This is a genomic window from Mesorhizobium sp. M1A.F.Ca.IN.022.07.1.1 (assembly GCF_003997575.1).
Lineage (GTDB): Bacteria > Pseudomonadota > Alphaproteobacteria > Rhizobiales > Rhizobiaceae > Mesorhizobium.
Genome location: NZ_RZST01000026.1, coordinates 1 through 14,846, shown reverse-complemented (window position 1 = coordinate 14,846; position 14,846 = coordinate 1). Strand labels below are relative to the sequence as shown.

At 60.3% G+C, this 14,846-nt stretch carries 12 protein-coding genes; 2 read left to right on the top strand and 10 right to left on the bottom strand.

What is annotated here, in order from left to right; translation table 11 throughout:
* Positions 1-186: 186 nt before the first annotated feature.
* The 7 genes from EOA75_RS05680 to EOA75_RS05650 form a co-directional block, all read right to left on the bottom strand.
* Positions 187-1,368, bottom strand: a complete 1,182-nt coding sequence (locus EOA75_RS05680; RefSeq protein WP_066994099.1) for an ABC transporter permease — start codon at positions 1,366-1,368, stop codon at positions 187-189.
* A complete protein-coding gene (locus tag EOA75_RS05675) occupies positions 1,365-2,363 on the bottom strand; it encodes an ABC transporter permease (RefSeq protein WP_066994096.1) in 999 nt (332 codons plus the stop codon). The genes EOA75_RS05680 and EOA75_RS05675 overlap by 4 nt, the downstream gene beginning before the upstream one ends.
* Before the next feature lie 2 nt (positions 2,364-2,365).
* Positions 2,366-4,264 (bottom strand): ABC transporter substrate-binding protein, encoded by a 1,899-nt coding sequence (locus EOA75_RS05670; protein WP_127323810.1) that lies wholly within the window; start codon positions 4,262-4,264, stop codon positions 2,366-2,368.
* Entirely contained in the window at positions 4,261-6,156 is a 1,896-nt protein-coding gene (locus EOA75_RS05665) for an ABC transporter ATP-binding protein (protein ID WP_127323809.1), read from the bottom strand. Before EOA75_RS05665 ends, EOA75_RS05670 begins: the two co-directional genes overlap by 4 nt.
* A 143-nt stretch (positions 6,157-6,299) precedes the next feature.
* The gene (locus EOA75_RS05660; protein ID WP_067326319.1) at positions 6,300-7,640 is read right to left on the bottom strand and encodes an adenylate/guanylate cyclase domain-containing protein; all 1,341 of its coding nucleotides are present in this window, start codon (positions 7,638-7,640) and stop codon (positions 6,300-6,302) included.
* 267 nt (positions 7,641-7,907) lie between these two features.
* The gene (locus tag EOA75_RS05655; protein ID WP_127323808.1) at positions 7,908-9,251 is read right to left on the bottom strand and encodes a nucleotide sugar dehydrogenase; all 1,344 of its coding nucleotides are present in this window, start codon (positions 9,249-9,251) and stop codon (positions 7,908-7,910) included.
* A gap of 108 nt (positions 9,252-9,359) precedes the next feature.
* Complete coding sequence (locus EOA75_RS05650; protein ID WP_127215850.1) at positions 9,360-10,538, bottom strand: DUF3095 domain-containing protein; 1,179 nt, start codon at positions 10,536-10,538, stop codon at positions 9,360-9,362.
* A 75-nt stretch (positions 10,539-10,613) separates the two neighbouring features.
* Between EOA75_RS05650 and EOA75_RS05645 the strand changes: the two genes are divergently transcribed.
* A complete protein-coding gene (locus tag EOA75_RS05645; RefSeq protein WP_127323807.1) occupies positions 10,614-11,702 on the top strand; it encodes a glycosyltransferase family 4 protein in 1,089 nt (362 codons plus the stop codon).
* On the top strand, positions 11,699-12,475 hold the full coding sequence (locus tag EOA75_RS05640) for a polysaccharide deacetylase family protein (RefSeq protein ID WP_127323806.1): 777 nt from the start codon (positions 11,699-11,701) through the stop codon (positions 12,473-12,475). The genes EOA75_RS05645 and EOA75_RS05640 overlap by 4 nt, the downstream gene beginning before the upstream one ends.
* Positions 12,476-12,526: 51 nt before the next feature.
* On the opposite strand, the gene EOA75_RS05635 is transcribed toward EOA75_RS05640, so the two are convergent.
* From EOA75_RS05635 to EOA75_RS05625, 3 genes are all read right to left on the bottom strand, one after another.
* Complete coding sequence (locus EOA75_RS05635; protein WP_095777239.1) at positions 12,527-13,372, bottom strand: MBL fold metallo-hydrolase; 846 nt, start codon at positions 13,370-13,372, stop codon at positions 12,527-12,529.
* 36 nt (positions 13,373-13,408) lie between these two features.
* Positions 13,409-13,855, bottom strand: a complete 447-nt coding sequence (locus EOA75_RS05630) for a cyclic nucleotide-binding domain-containing protein (RefSeq protein ID WP_067326300.1) — start codon at positions 13,853-13,855, stop codon at positions 13,409-13,411.
* A gap of 102 nt (positions 13,856-13,957) precedes the next feature.
* The gene (locus tag EOA75_RS05625; protein ID WP_245466566.1) at positions 13,958-14,767 is read right to left on the bottom strand and encodes an ABC transporter ATP-binding protein; all 810 of its coding nucleotides are present in this window, start codon (positions 14,765-14,767) and stop codon (positions 13,958-13,960) included.
* Between the last annotated feature and the right edge of the window lie 79 nt (positions 14,768-14,846).

The following is a 14,846-nucleotide window of genomic DNA, read 5'->3' as shown; positions in this document are numbered from 1 at the left end:
TCTGTGTGTCCTGAACCAGCTCAAGAGACCGGCAATGCCCGCGATACCAGGATGAAACCCGAGCAACGTGTTAGCCCGATCCGGCGTCGCCGCATATAGAGGCGAACGTTCAACACAGCAACAACCGAACAGGCCCCCGACGAACCGGGCGGAGTCTGCGCCTTGAAGCGCGGCGGACTGGCGATGTCACTTGTAGGGGTCCGCAGCGTCCCGCAAGCCGTCGCCGAGGAAGTTGAACGCCAGAATGACGAGAATGACGGGGAGGATCGGCAAAAGTAGCCATGGATAAAACGCGATCACGCTGACGCTGCGCGCCTCGGTGAGCAGGATGCCCCAACTGGTTATCGGTGCCCGCAGCCCGAGCCCGAGGAAGCTCAGCGCCGTCTCGCCCAGGATCATGCCGGGTATGGAGATCGTCGCCGTCGCGATCAGATGCGACATGAAGCCCGGAATGAGGTGCCGCCGGATAATGCGGCCGCTGCTGGCGCCCATCAATTGCGCGGCCAGAACGTAATCCTCCTCTCGCAACGCTAAAAGCTTTGAACGCACGGCCCGCGCCAATCCGGTCCAGTCGAGCAGCCCGAGGATGACGGTGATGCCGAAATAGATCAGGATCGGACTCCAAGTTATCGGCATGATCGCCGCCAGAGCCAGCCATAGCGGAATGCTGGGGATCGATTGCAGAACTTCGATTATCCGTTGAACGATCAGGTCGAAGATGCCGCCGTGATAGCCGGCCAGTCCGCCGATGACTATGCCGAGCAGGAAGCTGAAACTGATGCCGACGAGGCCGATCGTCAGTGAAATGCGTGCACCATAGATGATGCGCGAGAGCACATCGCGCCCCAGCCTGTCAGTGCCGGCCAGGAAGAGCTGGCCGTTTTCGGCAGGGCAGACAAAATGCCTGTCACCTTCGATCAGGCCCCAGAACCGGTAGCTGTCGCCCTTGCAGAAGAAACGGATCCGCTGAACATCATCCTGTTGGTCGATGTAGTTCCGCTTCAGCGTGTCCATATCCAGCGTCATTTGGCGGCCGTAGACGAACGGCCCGACGAACTGGCCGTTGTGGAACAGGTGCACCCGCTGCGGCGGCGCATAGATGTAGTCCATGTTGCGCGTGTGCAGATTGTAGGGCGCCAGGAACTCGCAGATCAGTATCGCGAAATAGAGCACCGCCAGGAATATGCCGGATACAAGAGCAAGCCGGTGCCGTCGAAATTTCCACCACATCAGCCGCAACTGCGACGCCTGAAAGACCTTCGACTGCTCCGGCGTCATTGCCTCGACCGACTGCAGGTCAAAGGGCGCGATGGAAACATAGTGTTGCAGCGGAGCACCCGGAGCGGGAAGTGGCGATTGCGTGTTCATTTGGTACTGCCGCCCTGCAAACGAATTCGTGGATCAAGCAGTGCCAGCGCCAGATCGGAAATCAGCACGCCGATGACCGTCAGGAAGGCGAGGAACATCAGGAACGACCCTGCCAGATACATGTCCTGGCTTTGCAGCGCCTTGATCAGCATCGGCCCGGTCGTTTCCAAAGACAGCACGATCGCCGTGATTTCGGCACCGGAAATGATGGCCGGCAGGATAGAGCCGATGTCCGAAATGAAGAAATTGAGCGCCATGCGCAGCGGGTATTTGACCAGGGTCCTGAAGGGATGAAGGCCCTTGGCGCGCGCCGTCACGACATATTGCTTGTGAAGCTCATCGAGCAGATTGGCGCGCAGCCGCCGGATCATGCTTGCCGTGCCCCCGGTGCCGATGATCAAGACCGGGATCCAGAGATGGGCGAGGATCGACTTCGCCTTGGCCCAGCTCATCGGCTCGCCGAGATATTGCTGGTCCATGAGATGGCCGACGGACGTGCCGAACCAGATATTGGCGAAATACATCAGGATCAGCGCCAGCATGAAGTTCGGGATGGCAAGGCCGAGAAGGCCGAAGAAAGTCAGGCCGTAGTCGCCCCAGCTGTATTGATGCGTGGCGGAGTACATGCCGATCGGAAAGGCGATGAGCCAGGTGAAGAGGATCGTCACGAAGGAAACCAGCACGGTCAGCCACATTCGGTCCCCGATCACGTCGCGAACCGGCAGCTCATATTCGAAGGAATAGCCGAAATCGCCGTGCAGCATCCCGCCGACCCAGTAGAAGTAGCGAATGACCGGCGGCTTGTCGAAACCATAGTCCTTCCGCATCATCTCGATGCGGTCGGAATCCACCGCTTCGCCCTGAGCCCGAAGCTCGGCAACATAGCTGTCGAAATAGTCGCCTGGGGGAAGTTCGATGATCGTGAATACAAGCGCCGATATGATCAGCAGCGTTGGAACCATTACGGCAAGGCGCCAGACAATATATCGAAGCACGCTCAGGAATCTCCAAGCCAGAATGTATCGGGCATGTAGACACCGAAATAGGCGGTCGGGTCGTAGCCGTAGAGCGCCTTGTCAGGCAGATTGCGCAGCCGCGAGGAGGCCAGAACCGGCTGATATGTTCCGTTCACCGTGCCGATCGAAAACACCTGATCGGTGTAGATCGACAGCATTGAATTCCAGATTTCAGCGCGCTCCGTGGCTTCGGTCGATGCGTTCCAGCGCTTGAGTAAGGTCATCAACTCGACCACCGGCGGAAGATCGGGCGCCTCGCCGAGCCTGCCACGAGACAAGTAGTGAGCACCCCAGAGCGGCCATTGCAGTTGGTCGTCAATGGTGGGGGCCAGCTGGTACGGGTTCATGTCGGCGGTCGGCACGCCATTGTCGATGCCCGACCACATCGACATCATGATCTGGCCGCCAAGCGCGCGACTGCGGAAGATGTCGCGCTGCGAAGTCCGGATGAACAGGGCGATACCGATCTGGCGCCAGTGATCGCTGATGAGCTCGAGCGCATCCGTTTCCAGCGTGCTTTCGCCGGCCGTTTCCACGACGATCTGCGCCGGGCGTCCATCGGGAAGTATCCGCAGGCCGTCATCGTCACGCGCCTGAAGCCCGACCTCGTCGAGCAGGGCATTGGCCTGATCAGGATCGTAGGTGACCCAGGCTTTCGCGAATTCGGGCCGGTAGAGCGGGCTCTCCGGCAGGACCGTATCGGCACTTTCCTGCGCCAATCCATAGAACACAGCCATATTGATCTCGCGCCTGTGCACAGCGAGCGAAAGTGCACGACGCACGCGCACGTCGCGAAAAAGGCCACGCCAGACCTGGTCGGCACAATTCAGATTGGGCAGCAGCGCCAGTCGCGAACCCTGTGTGCGTTTCCAGAGATGCATCTTGACCGGGTAGCGCTTCTCCGCGTCCTTCAGGAAGGAGTAATCGCTGAAATCAATTCCCATGCATTGCAGGTCGCTCTCGCCCGCGCCGGTCTTGGCGGAAATAATCGCCGACGAGCTCACATTCATGACAATCCGGTCAACATAGGGTAGTTGCCGGCCATTCTCGTCTATGCGGTGAAAGAACGGATTGCGCTCGAAGACGAACTGCTCAGCCGGCGGCTTGGTCCGGTTCCGCCAGGGATCGAGCGTCGGCAGTTCCGGGTTCTCCGGGCGATACTGCCGCGACATGCGGATATGCAGGAGCGTCCATTTCTTGGCCCTGTGCTCCTCCATCAGGCCGGCGAGCCGGAATGGATCCTGGTATTTCTTGTGGAACTGCTTGAGATAAGCGGCCGGCAGAACAAGCGATAGCGGCGAAGCAGCAGCGAGCTTGGGCAGGAAATCGGGATTTGGCGCATCCCAGCTATACCGGACCGTCAACGGATCGACGATCTCGAAGCGTGGCGGCTTGCCGTCGGCCAGCAGGGCCGGGGCGAGCCCGCCTTGCGAAAGTTCGTCGTTCAGCCAGACATCTTCCCAGCAATAGCGAAAGTCCTCCGGCGTCAGCAGGCTACCGTCAGACCATTTATGTCCTTCCCGTATCTTGAAAGTGAAGACGCGATCGTCTGCTACCTCGAAACTTTCAAGAATGTCGGCTTGCAAGTTGAGCTTTTCGTCATAGCCGACGAGGCGAGCATATCCGTAGATCGTCATCATCCGGATATCTTTCTGACTGCCGATGATCGTGCGCAGCGTGCCGCCATACTGGCCGGGCTGCCTGCCCATCGCAGCGAGATTCAACACGCGGGGGCTCTTGGGCAAGCGCTCGGAGAGTGCCGGCAGCGCCAGGGCCTTCAGCAGCGGCTGAAGAAACTCCGGCTCCAGATCGCCTGCGCGCAACGTGCCCGGCAAAAACGCCGAAGCCATGAGTCCAAGGACGGTGCGCCGGCTGATCAATGGCGTAGCTCGCTGACATCGGCCGAACGTCGGGCCAACACGAGGTGGCCGCCACCAAGATCGAGCGGCGACAATACATCCTCGTCGCCCTCGTCGCGGAATTGCGGTCCCCATGCGCTGGTGTCGGAAGCGCCGCTGAGCTTCAGCGTCTTGAAATCCATCGGCCTGTCGAGGTCGGGGAAAGGTACTGCGGCGACAAGTGAGCGCGTGTAGGGGTGGATCGGTTTCCTCAGCAGAGTTTCGCGTGGCGCAAGCTCGACGATACGCCCGCCGCACATCACTGCGATTCGGTCTGCCATGTAGTCCACCACCGCCAGATTGTGCGATATGAACAGGTAGGTCAGGCCCAGTTCCTTCTGCAGGTCCTTCAGCAGGTTCAGGATCTGCGCCTGGACAGAGACGTCGAGCGCCGAAACCGGCTCGTCGCAGATCAGCAGTTCAGGGCCCAGCGCCAACGCGCGCGCGATGCCGATACGCTGACGCTGCCCGCCGGAGAAACTGTGCGGATAGCGCTTGATGAAGCGCGGATCGAGCCCGATCGCCTGCATCAGGCTCTTGACAGTGGCGAGTCGCGACGCGGCATCGCCACGTTGATGGATCTCCAGCGGCTCGCTCAGGATGTTCTCCACCGTCATGCGAGGTGACAGCGATGAAACCGGATCCTGGAAGACCATCTGGATTTTGGCGCGCAGCATGCGCAGGGCGTCTCCCTCGCCTTGCAAGACGTCGATCGCTCCATCGCGGCCGTTGAACGTCACAGAGCCGCCGCTAGGGGTGATAGCCCGCATAAGGATCTTGCTGACCGTGGTTTTGCCGGAGCCGCTTTCGCCGACCAGCCCCAGGCACTCGCCGCGCCTGATATCGAAGCTCACGCCGCCCACGGCGCGAACCGTGGTTTGATGATCCCCGCCAAACAATCCGGACTTGCGGATTGTGAAGGTCTTTTTCAGATCCCTGACCGACAACAAGATATCGTCTGGCCCCTTCGACGGCGGCGCCGTCTGCTTGCCGAGCAGGCTCTCGACATTCACCGGCACCTCGCGCAACGCCTTTAGCCTTTCGCCAGGCTTCAGGTCGAAATGCGGAACGGCTGCCATCAGGCCCTTCAGGTAGGGGTGACCTGGTCGGCGGAATATCGCCTCGACAGGTCCCGCTTCCATGATCTCGCCATGGTACATGACCACGACCTCGTCGGCGACGTTGGCGACCACGCCGAGGTCGTGGGTGATCAGCAACATCGCCATGTTCAGCTTGGTCTGAAGGCCGCGCAGCAAATGTAGGATTTGCGCCTGGATGGTGACGTCCAACGCCGTCGTCGGCTCGTCGGCGATCAACAGGGCGGGCCGGCAGATAAGCGCCATGGCGATCATGGCGCGCTGACGCAATCCTCCTGAAAGCTCAAAGGGATACATATCATAGGCGCGTTTGGGACTCGGAAAGCCGACAAGACCGAGCATTTCCTCGGTCCGCGCCTTGCGCTCCGCCCGAGCCATGGGGGTATGAATCTGCAAGGATTCGCTGACCTGGTTGCCGATCGTGTGCAGCGGCGACAGCGATGTCATCGGCTCCTGAAAGATCTTGCCGATGCGGCTGCCTCTCAATGCCCGGATTTCGGGTCCGTCACGTGGCATCTTCAGGATATCTTGCGTGGTGCCGGGCCTTTCAGGATCGGAGAACAGGATACGGCCGCGAACATGGGCTGATCCCGGCAGAATGCCCATCACTGCCTGGCTGAGAACCGATTTTCCGGAGCCGGACTCGCCCACAAGCGCGGTAACCTTGCCGGGCAGGACGCGAAGATTTGCGCGCCTGACGGCATGCAACGGTCCGCCGATGATGGCAAAAGAGATGCCAACATCCTCGATCCGCAGCAGATCAACACCCGAATTCATTCCACACCAGCCCCAATCTGGCAGGTTCGGAAGCGAGACTAACCTATTGCCAGCTTAGAGCAACTTGGATTCGGAACGGTCGCCAGCGGCGGAACCGGCGAGCGGACTGTCTATCTGGGGCCCTTCGGATCAGGTCGTGGCGGTTACTGGAGCTTGCTCGGGTCGCCCGCCGACAGCCGCGCGGCATCGCGGTGAAGCAACATGACCTGCTCGGCGTCCGATCTTCGGTCATAAACCGGCTCCAGCGCACCGTCTTCATCGACTGCGAGAGCACCCGACAGATCGGGTGAGAGCACCGTCAGCTTCTGCTTGATGCCAGCCAGTTCCTCGCTGCCGAGCGTCAGCCAGTTGCTGGCGCCGCAATAGCTGGCGAATTCCTTGCTGGCGAGAATGCTGTGCGGATATTTCTTGGTCAGTACCTGGAGGCGCTGGACCTCGTTTACAGCCGAGCCGAAGACGGAGAATGTGAGCCGGTCGGTAAGCCCGACATTGCCGAACATCACATTGCCGACATGTAGGCCGATACCAAATTTTATGTCGGTTAGCCCCTTTTCCTTTCTGCGCAGATTGAGATCCGTCACGCGCGCTGTGGCGCTGCGCGCTGCCGCAAGAGCAGCCTGGCAGGCGATCTCGGACTGCGAGCGATGCCTTTCGCAAGGGTAAACGGCGATGAAGCCATCCCCGATGAAACTCATGATCTGCCCCCCTTTGCGATTGAAAGGTGCAGCAACGGCGTCGAAAAACTGGTTCAGCGTATCGATATAGATTTCACGGCCGGAGGTTTCGGCAAGCCGTGACGACCCGCGCATGTCGCCCATGACCAGCGCGGCCCGGATTGTATCGCCCTCGCCGCGCTTGATCTGACCGTCAAGCACGCGCCTGCCGGCGTCGCCGCCGAGATAAGTGGTCATCATGTTGTCGGCGAGCTTGGTGAGCACCGCCATCTTGGTTGCCATAGCGAGATGGTTCTGGATGCGCAGCAGCGCCGAAATCATGCTGTCGCTGAACCCTGCGGCACTGTCGGTGGACCAGGACCCCATCATGCCCTGACTGGCGTTGCCGTTGAAGGAATGCACGAAAGCCAAATAGTCGGTGACGCCTATAAGCCTGAGATCATCGAAAACAGGAAACTCTGAAGGCAGCGACGGGTCGAGCCGGCGTCGCAGGTGGTCGAGCTTATTGCTGAGCAGATGATAGTATGGGCTGGTCAGGAACCTGTCGGACGGCGCGCCGGGCTCATTGCGGAAGCTTTCGATTTCTAAGCCTCGGCCGCGAACCCAGGTGAAGCCAAGCGCATCATAAAGCGGATGAAGCATCGAAAAGCTCAAATGCACCCGCTTCAACGGCAGGCCGGCAGCAGCCAGCCGTTCGCAAAAGCCTTTTACCAATGTTTCCAGGTCGTTGCCGGCAAGTACCGATTGGTTCAGCCAATCGGCTACCTTATCCATGAGAATGGTGGAAATTTCTGCTTGCGTTGTGCTCATGCTATCTCGAAACTCCTCGAAGACGAGGCATTGTCCTTTGATCCGCCCACAACACAGTCCGCCAACGACCCCAAGAAGAGATCCCCGAAGTCGATGAAGCCAGCTTTGGCAGGAAAAGCCGGCGAAGAACTTCGCAACTGGCTGTCCGTGCGGGCGAGCGACAGGCTAACTGTATCTATTTACTCGCGGCATTATGTGTCGACGCTGCCGGCCGAGTGCAACCACGATCCTGACATCGAGCAAAGAATTCGCCGGCTCAGACCGCCATCAGGCCTTTACCACCGTCTCTCGGGCTAGCCCGAGGCGGCCGAAAACATTGCGCGTGTCGACGATCAGAAGGGCGTGATCGGCGATCGCCTGATAGTCGATCGCGTCGTGGTCGGTTGCAACGACGACAGCATCGAAATCCTTCAAGGTCCCCTCGCTCAATTCGACAGACCGACGCCCCTTGATCGGCATATGCTCCCGTGTCGCCGGAATTTCTCTGACGTGCGGATCGTGGAATTCGGCCTTGCCGCCCCATTCCTCGATGAGTTCAATGAGCCGCAATGAAGGGCTCTCGCGGATGTCCGGCACATTCTTCTTATAGGCGAGCCCAATGATGAGAATGCGCGAGCGGCTGAGCGCCTTGCCGCAACGCCGGTCCAGCGCCCTGGCCAGTTCATCGACCACATGACGCGGCATAGCCGTGTTGATCTCTGCCGCCAGTTCGATGAAGCGGGTCGGCAGTTCGTATTCGCGCGCCTTCCACGTCAGGTAGAAAGGATCGATGGGGACGCAGTGCCCGCCAAGTCCGGGCCCAGGATAGAACGGCATGTAGCCGAAGGGCTTGCTCTTTGCCGCCTCGATCACCTCCCAGATGTCGATGCCCATCGCACCGAGCACGACCTTCAACTCGTTGACCAGGGCTATGTTGACCGAGCGAAAGATGTTTTCCGTCAGCTTGACCGCCTCGGCGGTCGCGGTGGTGGAAACCGGAACGACGGTCTCGACCACACCCCGGTAGAAATCCTTCACGAGCGCCGCCGCTTCAATGCCGTCGCCTGCCACGACCTTGGGGATCGTCGCGACTTCAAAGCTGCGGTTGCCGGGATCCTCGCGTTCGGGCGAGAAGCCAAGGAAGAAGTCTATCTTCGACTGCAAGCCGGTTTGTTCCAGGATGGGCTTGATCACGTCGTCGGTGGTGCCGGGATAGGTGGTCGATTCCAGCACGACCAGCTGGCCGAGACGCAGATGCTTCGCGATGGTGCCTGCCGTGTTCCTGACAAAGGAGAGGTCTGGCTCGCGGTTTTTCGTCAGCGGCGTCGGAACGCAGATGACGATGACATCGCAGGCGGCCAGTTCGGTAAAATCCGCAGTGGCGCGAAACCGTCCGCTCGCCACCTCGACGGCAAGGACAGTGGACGTCACCGCCTCGATGTAGGATTGCCCGCTGTTCAGATTCTCGACCTTCTGGGCTTCAATGTCGAAGCCGAAAACCGGGAAGCCGGCGCGTGCTACCGCGACCGCCAGCGGCAATCCGACATAACCCAGTCCGATCACCCCGACTTGCGCGGTGCGCGTCGAAATCCGGTTCAGCAGACTGTCATATGTCGATCGTGAGGCGTCCAAAAATCTGTTTTCCTCAATGTGGACAGACTGCCCGCTTCCACGGCGAGGCTCATGTGGGCCCAACAACCCCGAGGCATATTGCGGAAAATGGATCTCCGCAAGCCGTCGTCAGGCCGACACCTTCGCCTTCAGGCTTGCGGCAGCCATCGCATAACCGCCGGCGGCGCCGTCGATGAAATGAACATGATCGCGCTGCAGCGGCGAGGCGACGAGGCACGTCATCAACGCCGATTGCTGGCGGTGCAGGCCATAGGTGCAAATGCCCGCCTCTTCGGCCTGCTGCAGCCGGTGCTCGATCCGCTGCAACAAATCCGCATCTACATCGATGGTCATCTTCAAGCCGTCATCGAACTTCCGGAAATCCGAATTGCTGGCCACGTCGCGTTTGTAGATCTTCGGATCGAACCTCCCGATCGTCCAGCCATATCGATCGGTCACAGCCGCAAGCGACAACAGGAACACTATCCACAGCTTCGACAACCACCGCCTTCCCGCCGGCGCGACGGCCCGGGCCTCGAGATCGAGGCCGGCGCGCGAAAAACCGTAGGCCGGCCCGTTCACCGGCACCGGATGGCCATCACGTTCCTGTCGACCGACAAGGGCGATGATGTCGGAAGCCAGAACCTGAAAACCGCGCACATCGCGCGAGGCGCCCGGAACGGCTATGATCGAGACGATTTCGCCATGCCGGGCTTCGATCGGGCTCCAGCGGCAGGAGAGACCAGTCAGATCCGGCCGCGCGTTGGCCGGCGCAGGATCGATCAGGTAGCGCCCCGCTTTCATCTCGGCTTCCGCCCAACTGCCGCCGCCGCCGGCAAACATGGCATAGAACACCGCTTCGGAGGCCCGGAACCTCGCTACCCGAACGTCGAGGCCTTGCGCTCTTATATCCGCTATCGGCACGATTGCGGCACGCAAGGTCAGGGCCAACTCGTCCGCCACCCATCGCTGGACGGCCGCCAGGGCGTTGCGCGTGATCTCCAGCGCCGAACTCGGAAACGCCACGAGCGCGCCGTCGCCGCCGAAGACAAAGGGAAGATCTTGCCGACCCAGCGCATTGAGCAGCGCCGAAATGACGCTGGCGCCGGCCATATTCACGGTTTTATAGCGCCCTGCCTCGATCGCCTTGGTCGAGCCGACGATGTCGGCGGTGGCCAGCGCCCAGCCATCGGGAAGCGGCCGATAGTTGTCGATGTCGGCAACGCTTTCGAACTTCGCGAACACCGGCAAGGAAGCGACGAACGGGTCGGACGCTGCGGCTGTTTCCATGAGCATGCAATAGCACATTCCACTGCTTGAAGGTGAAACTCGATCATGCTTCGAAATTGACTTGCGCAGGCTTTCCAATGATAGGCTCCGGCGATGCGAATTGCCTTCTACGCGCCGCTGAAGTCGCCCAATCATGCCGTTGCCTCTGGCGACCGTCAGATGGCACGGATGTTGATCAAGGCGCTTGAGCATGGAGGGCATCGCGTCGATCTGGCATCCGAATTGCGCTTCTATCTACGCGAACCGGAGTCGAAAAGTTTCGATGCGCTCAAGGTCGAAGCCCGAGAGGAAGTCGCGCGGCTGACAGAGCTTTGGCAGCGTGACGGCAAGCCCGACCTCTGGTTCTCCTATCATCTCTATTACAAGGCGCCCGACCTGATCGGGCCCGAGCTGGCGTCGGCCTTTGCCATCCCCTATGTGACCGCGGAAGCCTCCTATTCGAAGCGGCGCAACGTCGGTTTTTGGGCCGATATGCAAGCCTTGGTGGCGCGAGCCGTCGAACAGGCGGCGCTGAACATCTGCTTCACGCAAAGGGATCGTCGGGGACTGACAGACGCTCTTCCAGACGCCGTTTTCGGCATGCTTTCGCCCTTCATCGACACATCGGTATTCCGGGAACTGCCGGCGCGTGGTTGTCCGACGCGTCTCGTTACAGTCGCCATGATGCGACCGGGCGACAAGGTCGATAGCTATCGCATGCTCGCGCAAGCCCTCGCTCCGATCGGCCACCTGCCCTGGACCATGTCGGTCGTCGGAGACGGGCCTGCCCGTGACGAGGTCAAAGGCCAATTCGCCGGCCTTCCCGCCGACCGGATCGAATGGCTTGGCGCGATCGAGCCAGCCGCCGTGCCGGATGTCCTCTACAGTGGAGGGATTTACGTCTGGCCGGGTTGCGGCGAAGCTTATGGCGTTGCCTATCTTGAAGCACAGGCCGCCGGGCTTCCGGTGGTGGCGCAGGACATCGCCGGCGTGCCGGCGGTCGTGCGGGATGGCCAGACCGGATTTCTCACCCCGCCGGGCGATGTGGCGGCGTTCACGTCTGCCATCGAAAGGCTTCTGGTCCGTGGCGAGGAAAGAACCGTCATGGCCGGCAACGCCAGACGCTTCATCCTCGAAGAACGCTCCCTCGCTACTGCAGCGGCGCGTCTTTCCGAACTTCTTGCGAAGATCGCGGTTGCATGACATTCGATCAGATCTGGCAGCCCTTGGTGGAAGAACTGGCGTGCTGGCGACGGGCGGACCGCAAGGCGGAGTTCTGGTTGCGCGACGACGACGCTGTGGATCCGACGGCTGCGCTTGATCGGCTGCTGGACCTCACCCGTGCATTCGAGGTTCCGCTCACTCTGGCCGTCATTCCGGCGCTGACCGACGAGAGGCTTGTCGTCCGGCTTGACGAGGCGCCGCATGCCTCCGTCGCCATCCATGGCTGGGCGCACCGAAACTATGCGCCGGAGGACCAGAAAAAGCAGGAACTCGGCGCGCATCGGCCACGCCAGGCGGTGCTCGATGATATGGCTCGCGGGCTGTCGCGCCTAACCGGGCTGCACGGCGCGCGTGCCGTTCCGATGCTGGTGCCACCCTGGAACAGAATCGACGCCGGCTTGGTATCGCAGCTTGGATCGGTAGGATTTGCGGCATTGTCGGTCTTTGGGCCGCCGAAGCCGGCCCCAGTGCCGGTCATCAACAGCAATGTCGACATCATCGATTGGCATGGCACGCGCGGCTGTCGCGATCATGGGCCCTTGGTTCAGGCCATCATTGCGCAATTGCGGCATGCATTCGACGGTGGCGAACCGGTCGGCCTGCTCACCCACCATCTCGTACACGATGAACCGGCCTGGCTTTTTCTCGAACGGCTGTTCACAGTCGCCGCACAGACTGAAGCCTGCGCATGGCTTCCGATCAGGACATTGATCGAGCGTGGCGGCGGTAGAGCAATTCCAGGAAAAGTGTGAGCGGTTTTCCGTCCGGAATGGCGTCAAAACAATAAGATAGAGCAAAATAGCTCAGCGCTTTTTGTGCAATGAGACTGGAAATTTGAGCGTCTGGCCGTCCCGCGCGGCAAAAGCGCCGGCAAACCTGGCTTTGGCCAGTTTTTCGATCTCGTCCAATTGCTCGTCGGTGCGTGTCGGATCGTGGTGGAACAGCCCAAGCCCTCGGGCACCGGCTGCCTCACAGAGTTTGACGCCCTGCTGCCATGTCGAGTGCCCGTTGCCACGGCGGTCTTCCATTTCGTCCTCGGTATAGGTGCAATCGTAGATGACGAGGTCGGCGTCTTCGATCAGGTCGAGCACCGCCTGATCCAGCTTACCCGGCTCGTGCTCAGTGTCTGTGATCACCGCCACGATGCGGCCGCCCCATTCGACGCGGTAGCCTATGCAGCCTCCCGGATGGTTGAGACTGCCGGTCCGGACGACCACTCCTTCGCGCGGCCTTAGAACGTCTCCGGATACGAAATCGCGGCAGTCGATGCTTGCCTTGCAGATGTCGAGCTTGGCCGGAAACCACGGCGGCCGCATGAATTCATCGACCATCTGACGGGTCGTCATGCGTCCCGCAAGATGGCCGGACCAAAGCCTGACCTTGACGCTCCGGTCATAGATCGGTTTGAAAGCCGGCAGCCCGATGATGTGATCGTAATGGCAATGGGTGAAAAACAGCTCGAAATCGGTCACGCCCGAGGCCCGAAACGCTCTGCCGGCAAGCCCTAGGCCAGAGCCGGCGTCGAACAGAAGCATATGCTTGCCGCATCGCATCTCAATGCAGCTCGTGTTGCCGCCATAGCGAGAGAATTCTGGTCCCGATACCGAAATGCTGCCGCGCACGCCCCAAAACCTGACAAGGAAATCCATGCTGCTCCTTCGCCCGTCGTGGCCAAACAACTGCTGCTAGGCGTTTCGTGCGTCGATCAGGTCCGCGGTCGTATGGCTTAGACGATCGGCAAGAACCCGCAATATCTCGATGGTCATCTCCGGGAACTCCTTCATAAGCCTCAGGAAATGATCCTTGCTGATTTTCAAGGCTTCCAGCGGACTTGCCGCTCTGACGGTGGCAGTGCGGGAGCTGTTGCACAAGATGGCGATCTCGCCAACGATCGAATTCGGCGCCAGTTCGGCAACTTTTATCGGCCCGCTGTCGGAATCGACCAGAACATCCGCGCTGCCTGAGAGGATGACATAGGCGGCATCTCCCTCGTCGCCCTGCCGGAAAAGGATCTGGCCGGCGCTGTAGCTCACACGATCGGATGTGAACGCAAGCAGCTTGAGCTTTGTCGGTTCGATGCCGGAGAACAAGGGAACACGTTGCAGCATTCCAACTTCATCCTTGAGCAGCATTGTCGCAAACCTTCTCAAAATTCGCGTTTGCCAGGCGCCGTATCCCGTGGCCTTGCAGCCAATTCCCACCGACAGAACGATCCCATCTCAATGCCCGTTGGTCTAAGACAGCAGTTCCTTGAAGATACCCTTCCCTGCCAAAAGTGTCTCGAGCGTTCCGTCTTCCACCAATTTACCCGAGTCGAAGACGATAACGCGATCGAACATCATCCCCATTGCCGGATTCGTCACGACCCACACAATTGCCGGCGAATGGCCGTCGCACCTCGCTTCGTCGAGCACGTTTCGCAGCACCTTGTCCTGCGCACGCTGGTCGAGCGCCGACAGCGGCCGGTTGAGAATGAGAAAATCGGGACGCTTGAGCAGGGCCCGGGCAACATCGAGCTTCTGCCGCTGTCCAGCGGTCAGCCGCCTGCCGCCGGCGCCGACGTTGAAGTCCAGGCCAACATCCAGAAGTTCGGCATAAAGCCCCAATTCGTCGAGAATGTCATAGACGATGGAGCGGATGCGATCCGGCGCGTCGGGATGGTTGTTGCCCACACGCCCGAACAGGACATTATCCATGACGCTGGCCGCGGCAATGTATTTGGCAGGATCATAACGTTCGATCGCATTTTGCAGCTCGGACGGCAGGGTTTCATAGAAACGGTTGCGTGCAGCGACGATCTTGCTCATCAGATCCTCGCTCAGCAGACCGAAGCGGTGCCGGGGCTCGATATAGGCAAAGCTCAGTGTAACGATCATGGCGCGATCGTTCTCCGAAACTGCCTCGTAGGGCCGGTTCTTGAGCCGTTGCAACAAGGTTTCGTAGGCGGGTATCTCTTCGGCGCCCATGAAGGCGAGCTGCTGGAAGAACTGGTGATCGGGCGGCAGGTCGGCAAACAGCTCGATCGCCTGTTCGGCGATCTCCATGCCCATCTCGAAAAGCGTGCGGTCGAGGCCGGCTTGCCTCAGCACAGACGCAAAATAGGGATTGGCCGCTAGCGCCTTG

Excerpts from the sequence above, each read along its gene's own strand:
- EOA75_RS05680 (WP_066994099.1), bottom strand. The coding sequence starts at position 1,368 with ATGAACACGCAATCGCCACTTCCCGCTCCGGGTGCTCCGCTGCAACAC.
- EOA75_RS05665 (WP_127323809.1), bottom strand. The coding sequence starts at position 6,156 with ATGAATTCGGGTGTTGATCTGCTGCGGATCGAGGATGTTGGCATCTCT.
- EOA75_RS05660 (WP_067326319.1), bottom strand. The coding sequence starts at position 7,640 with ATGAGCACAACGCAAGCAGAAATTTCCACCATTCTCATGGATAAGGTA.
- EOA75_RS05650 (WP_127215850.1), bottom strand. The coding sequence starts at position 10,538 with ATGTGCTATTGCATGCTCATGGAAACAGCCGCAGCGTCCGACCCGTTC.
- EOA75_RS05645 (WP_127323807.1), top strand. The coding sequence starts at position 10,614 with ATGCGAATTGCCTTCTACGCGCCGCTGAAGTCGCCCAATCATGCCGTT.
- EOA75_RS05640 (WP_127323806.1), top strand. The coding sequence starts at position 11,699 with ATGACATTCGATCAGATCTGGCAGCCCTTGGTGGAAGAACTGGCGTGC.
- EOA75_RS05635 (WP_095777239.1), bottom strand. The coding sequence starts at position 13,372 with ATGGATTTCCTTGTCAGGTTTTGGGGCGTGCGCGGCAGCATTTCGGTA.
- EOA75_RS05630 (WP_067326300.1), bottom strand. The coding sequence starts at position 13,855 with ATGCTGCTCAAGGATGAAGTTGGAATGCTGCAACGTGTTCCCTTGTTC.
- EOA75_RS05625 (WP_245466566.1), bottom strand. The coding sequence starts at position 14,767 with ATGGAGATCGCCGAACAGGCGATCGAGCTGTTTGCCGACCTGCCGCCC.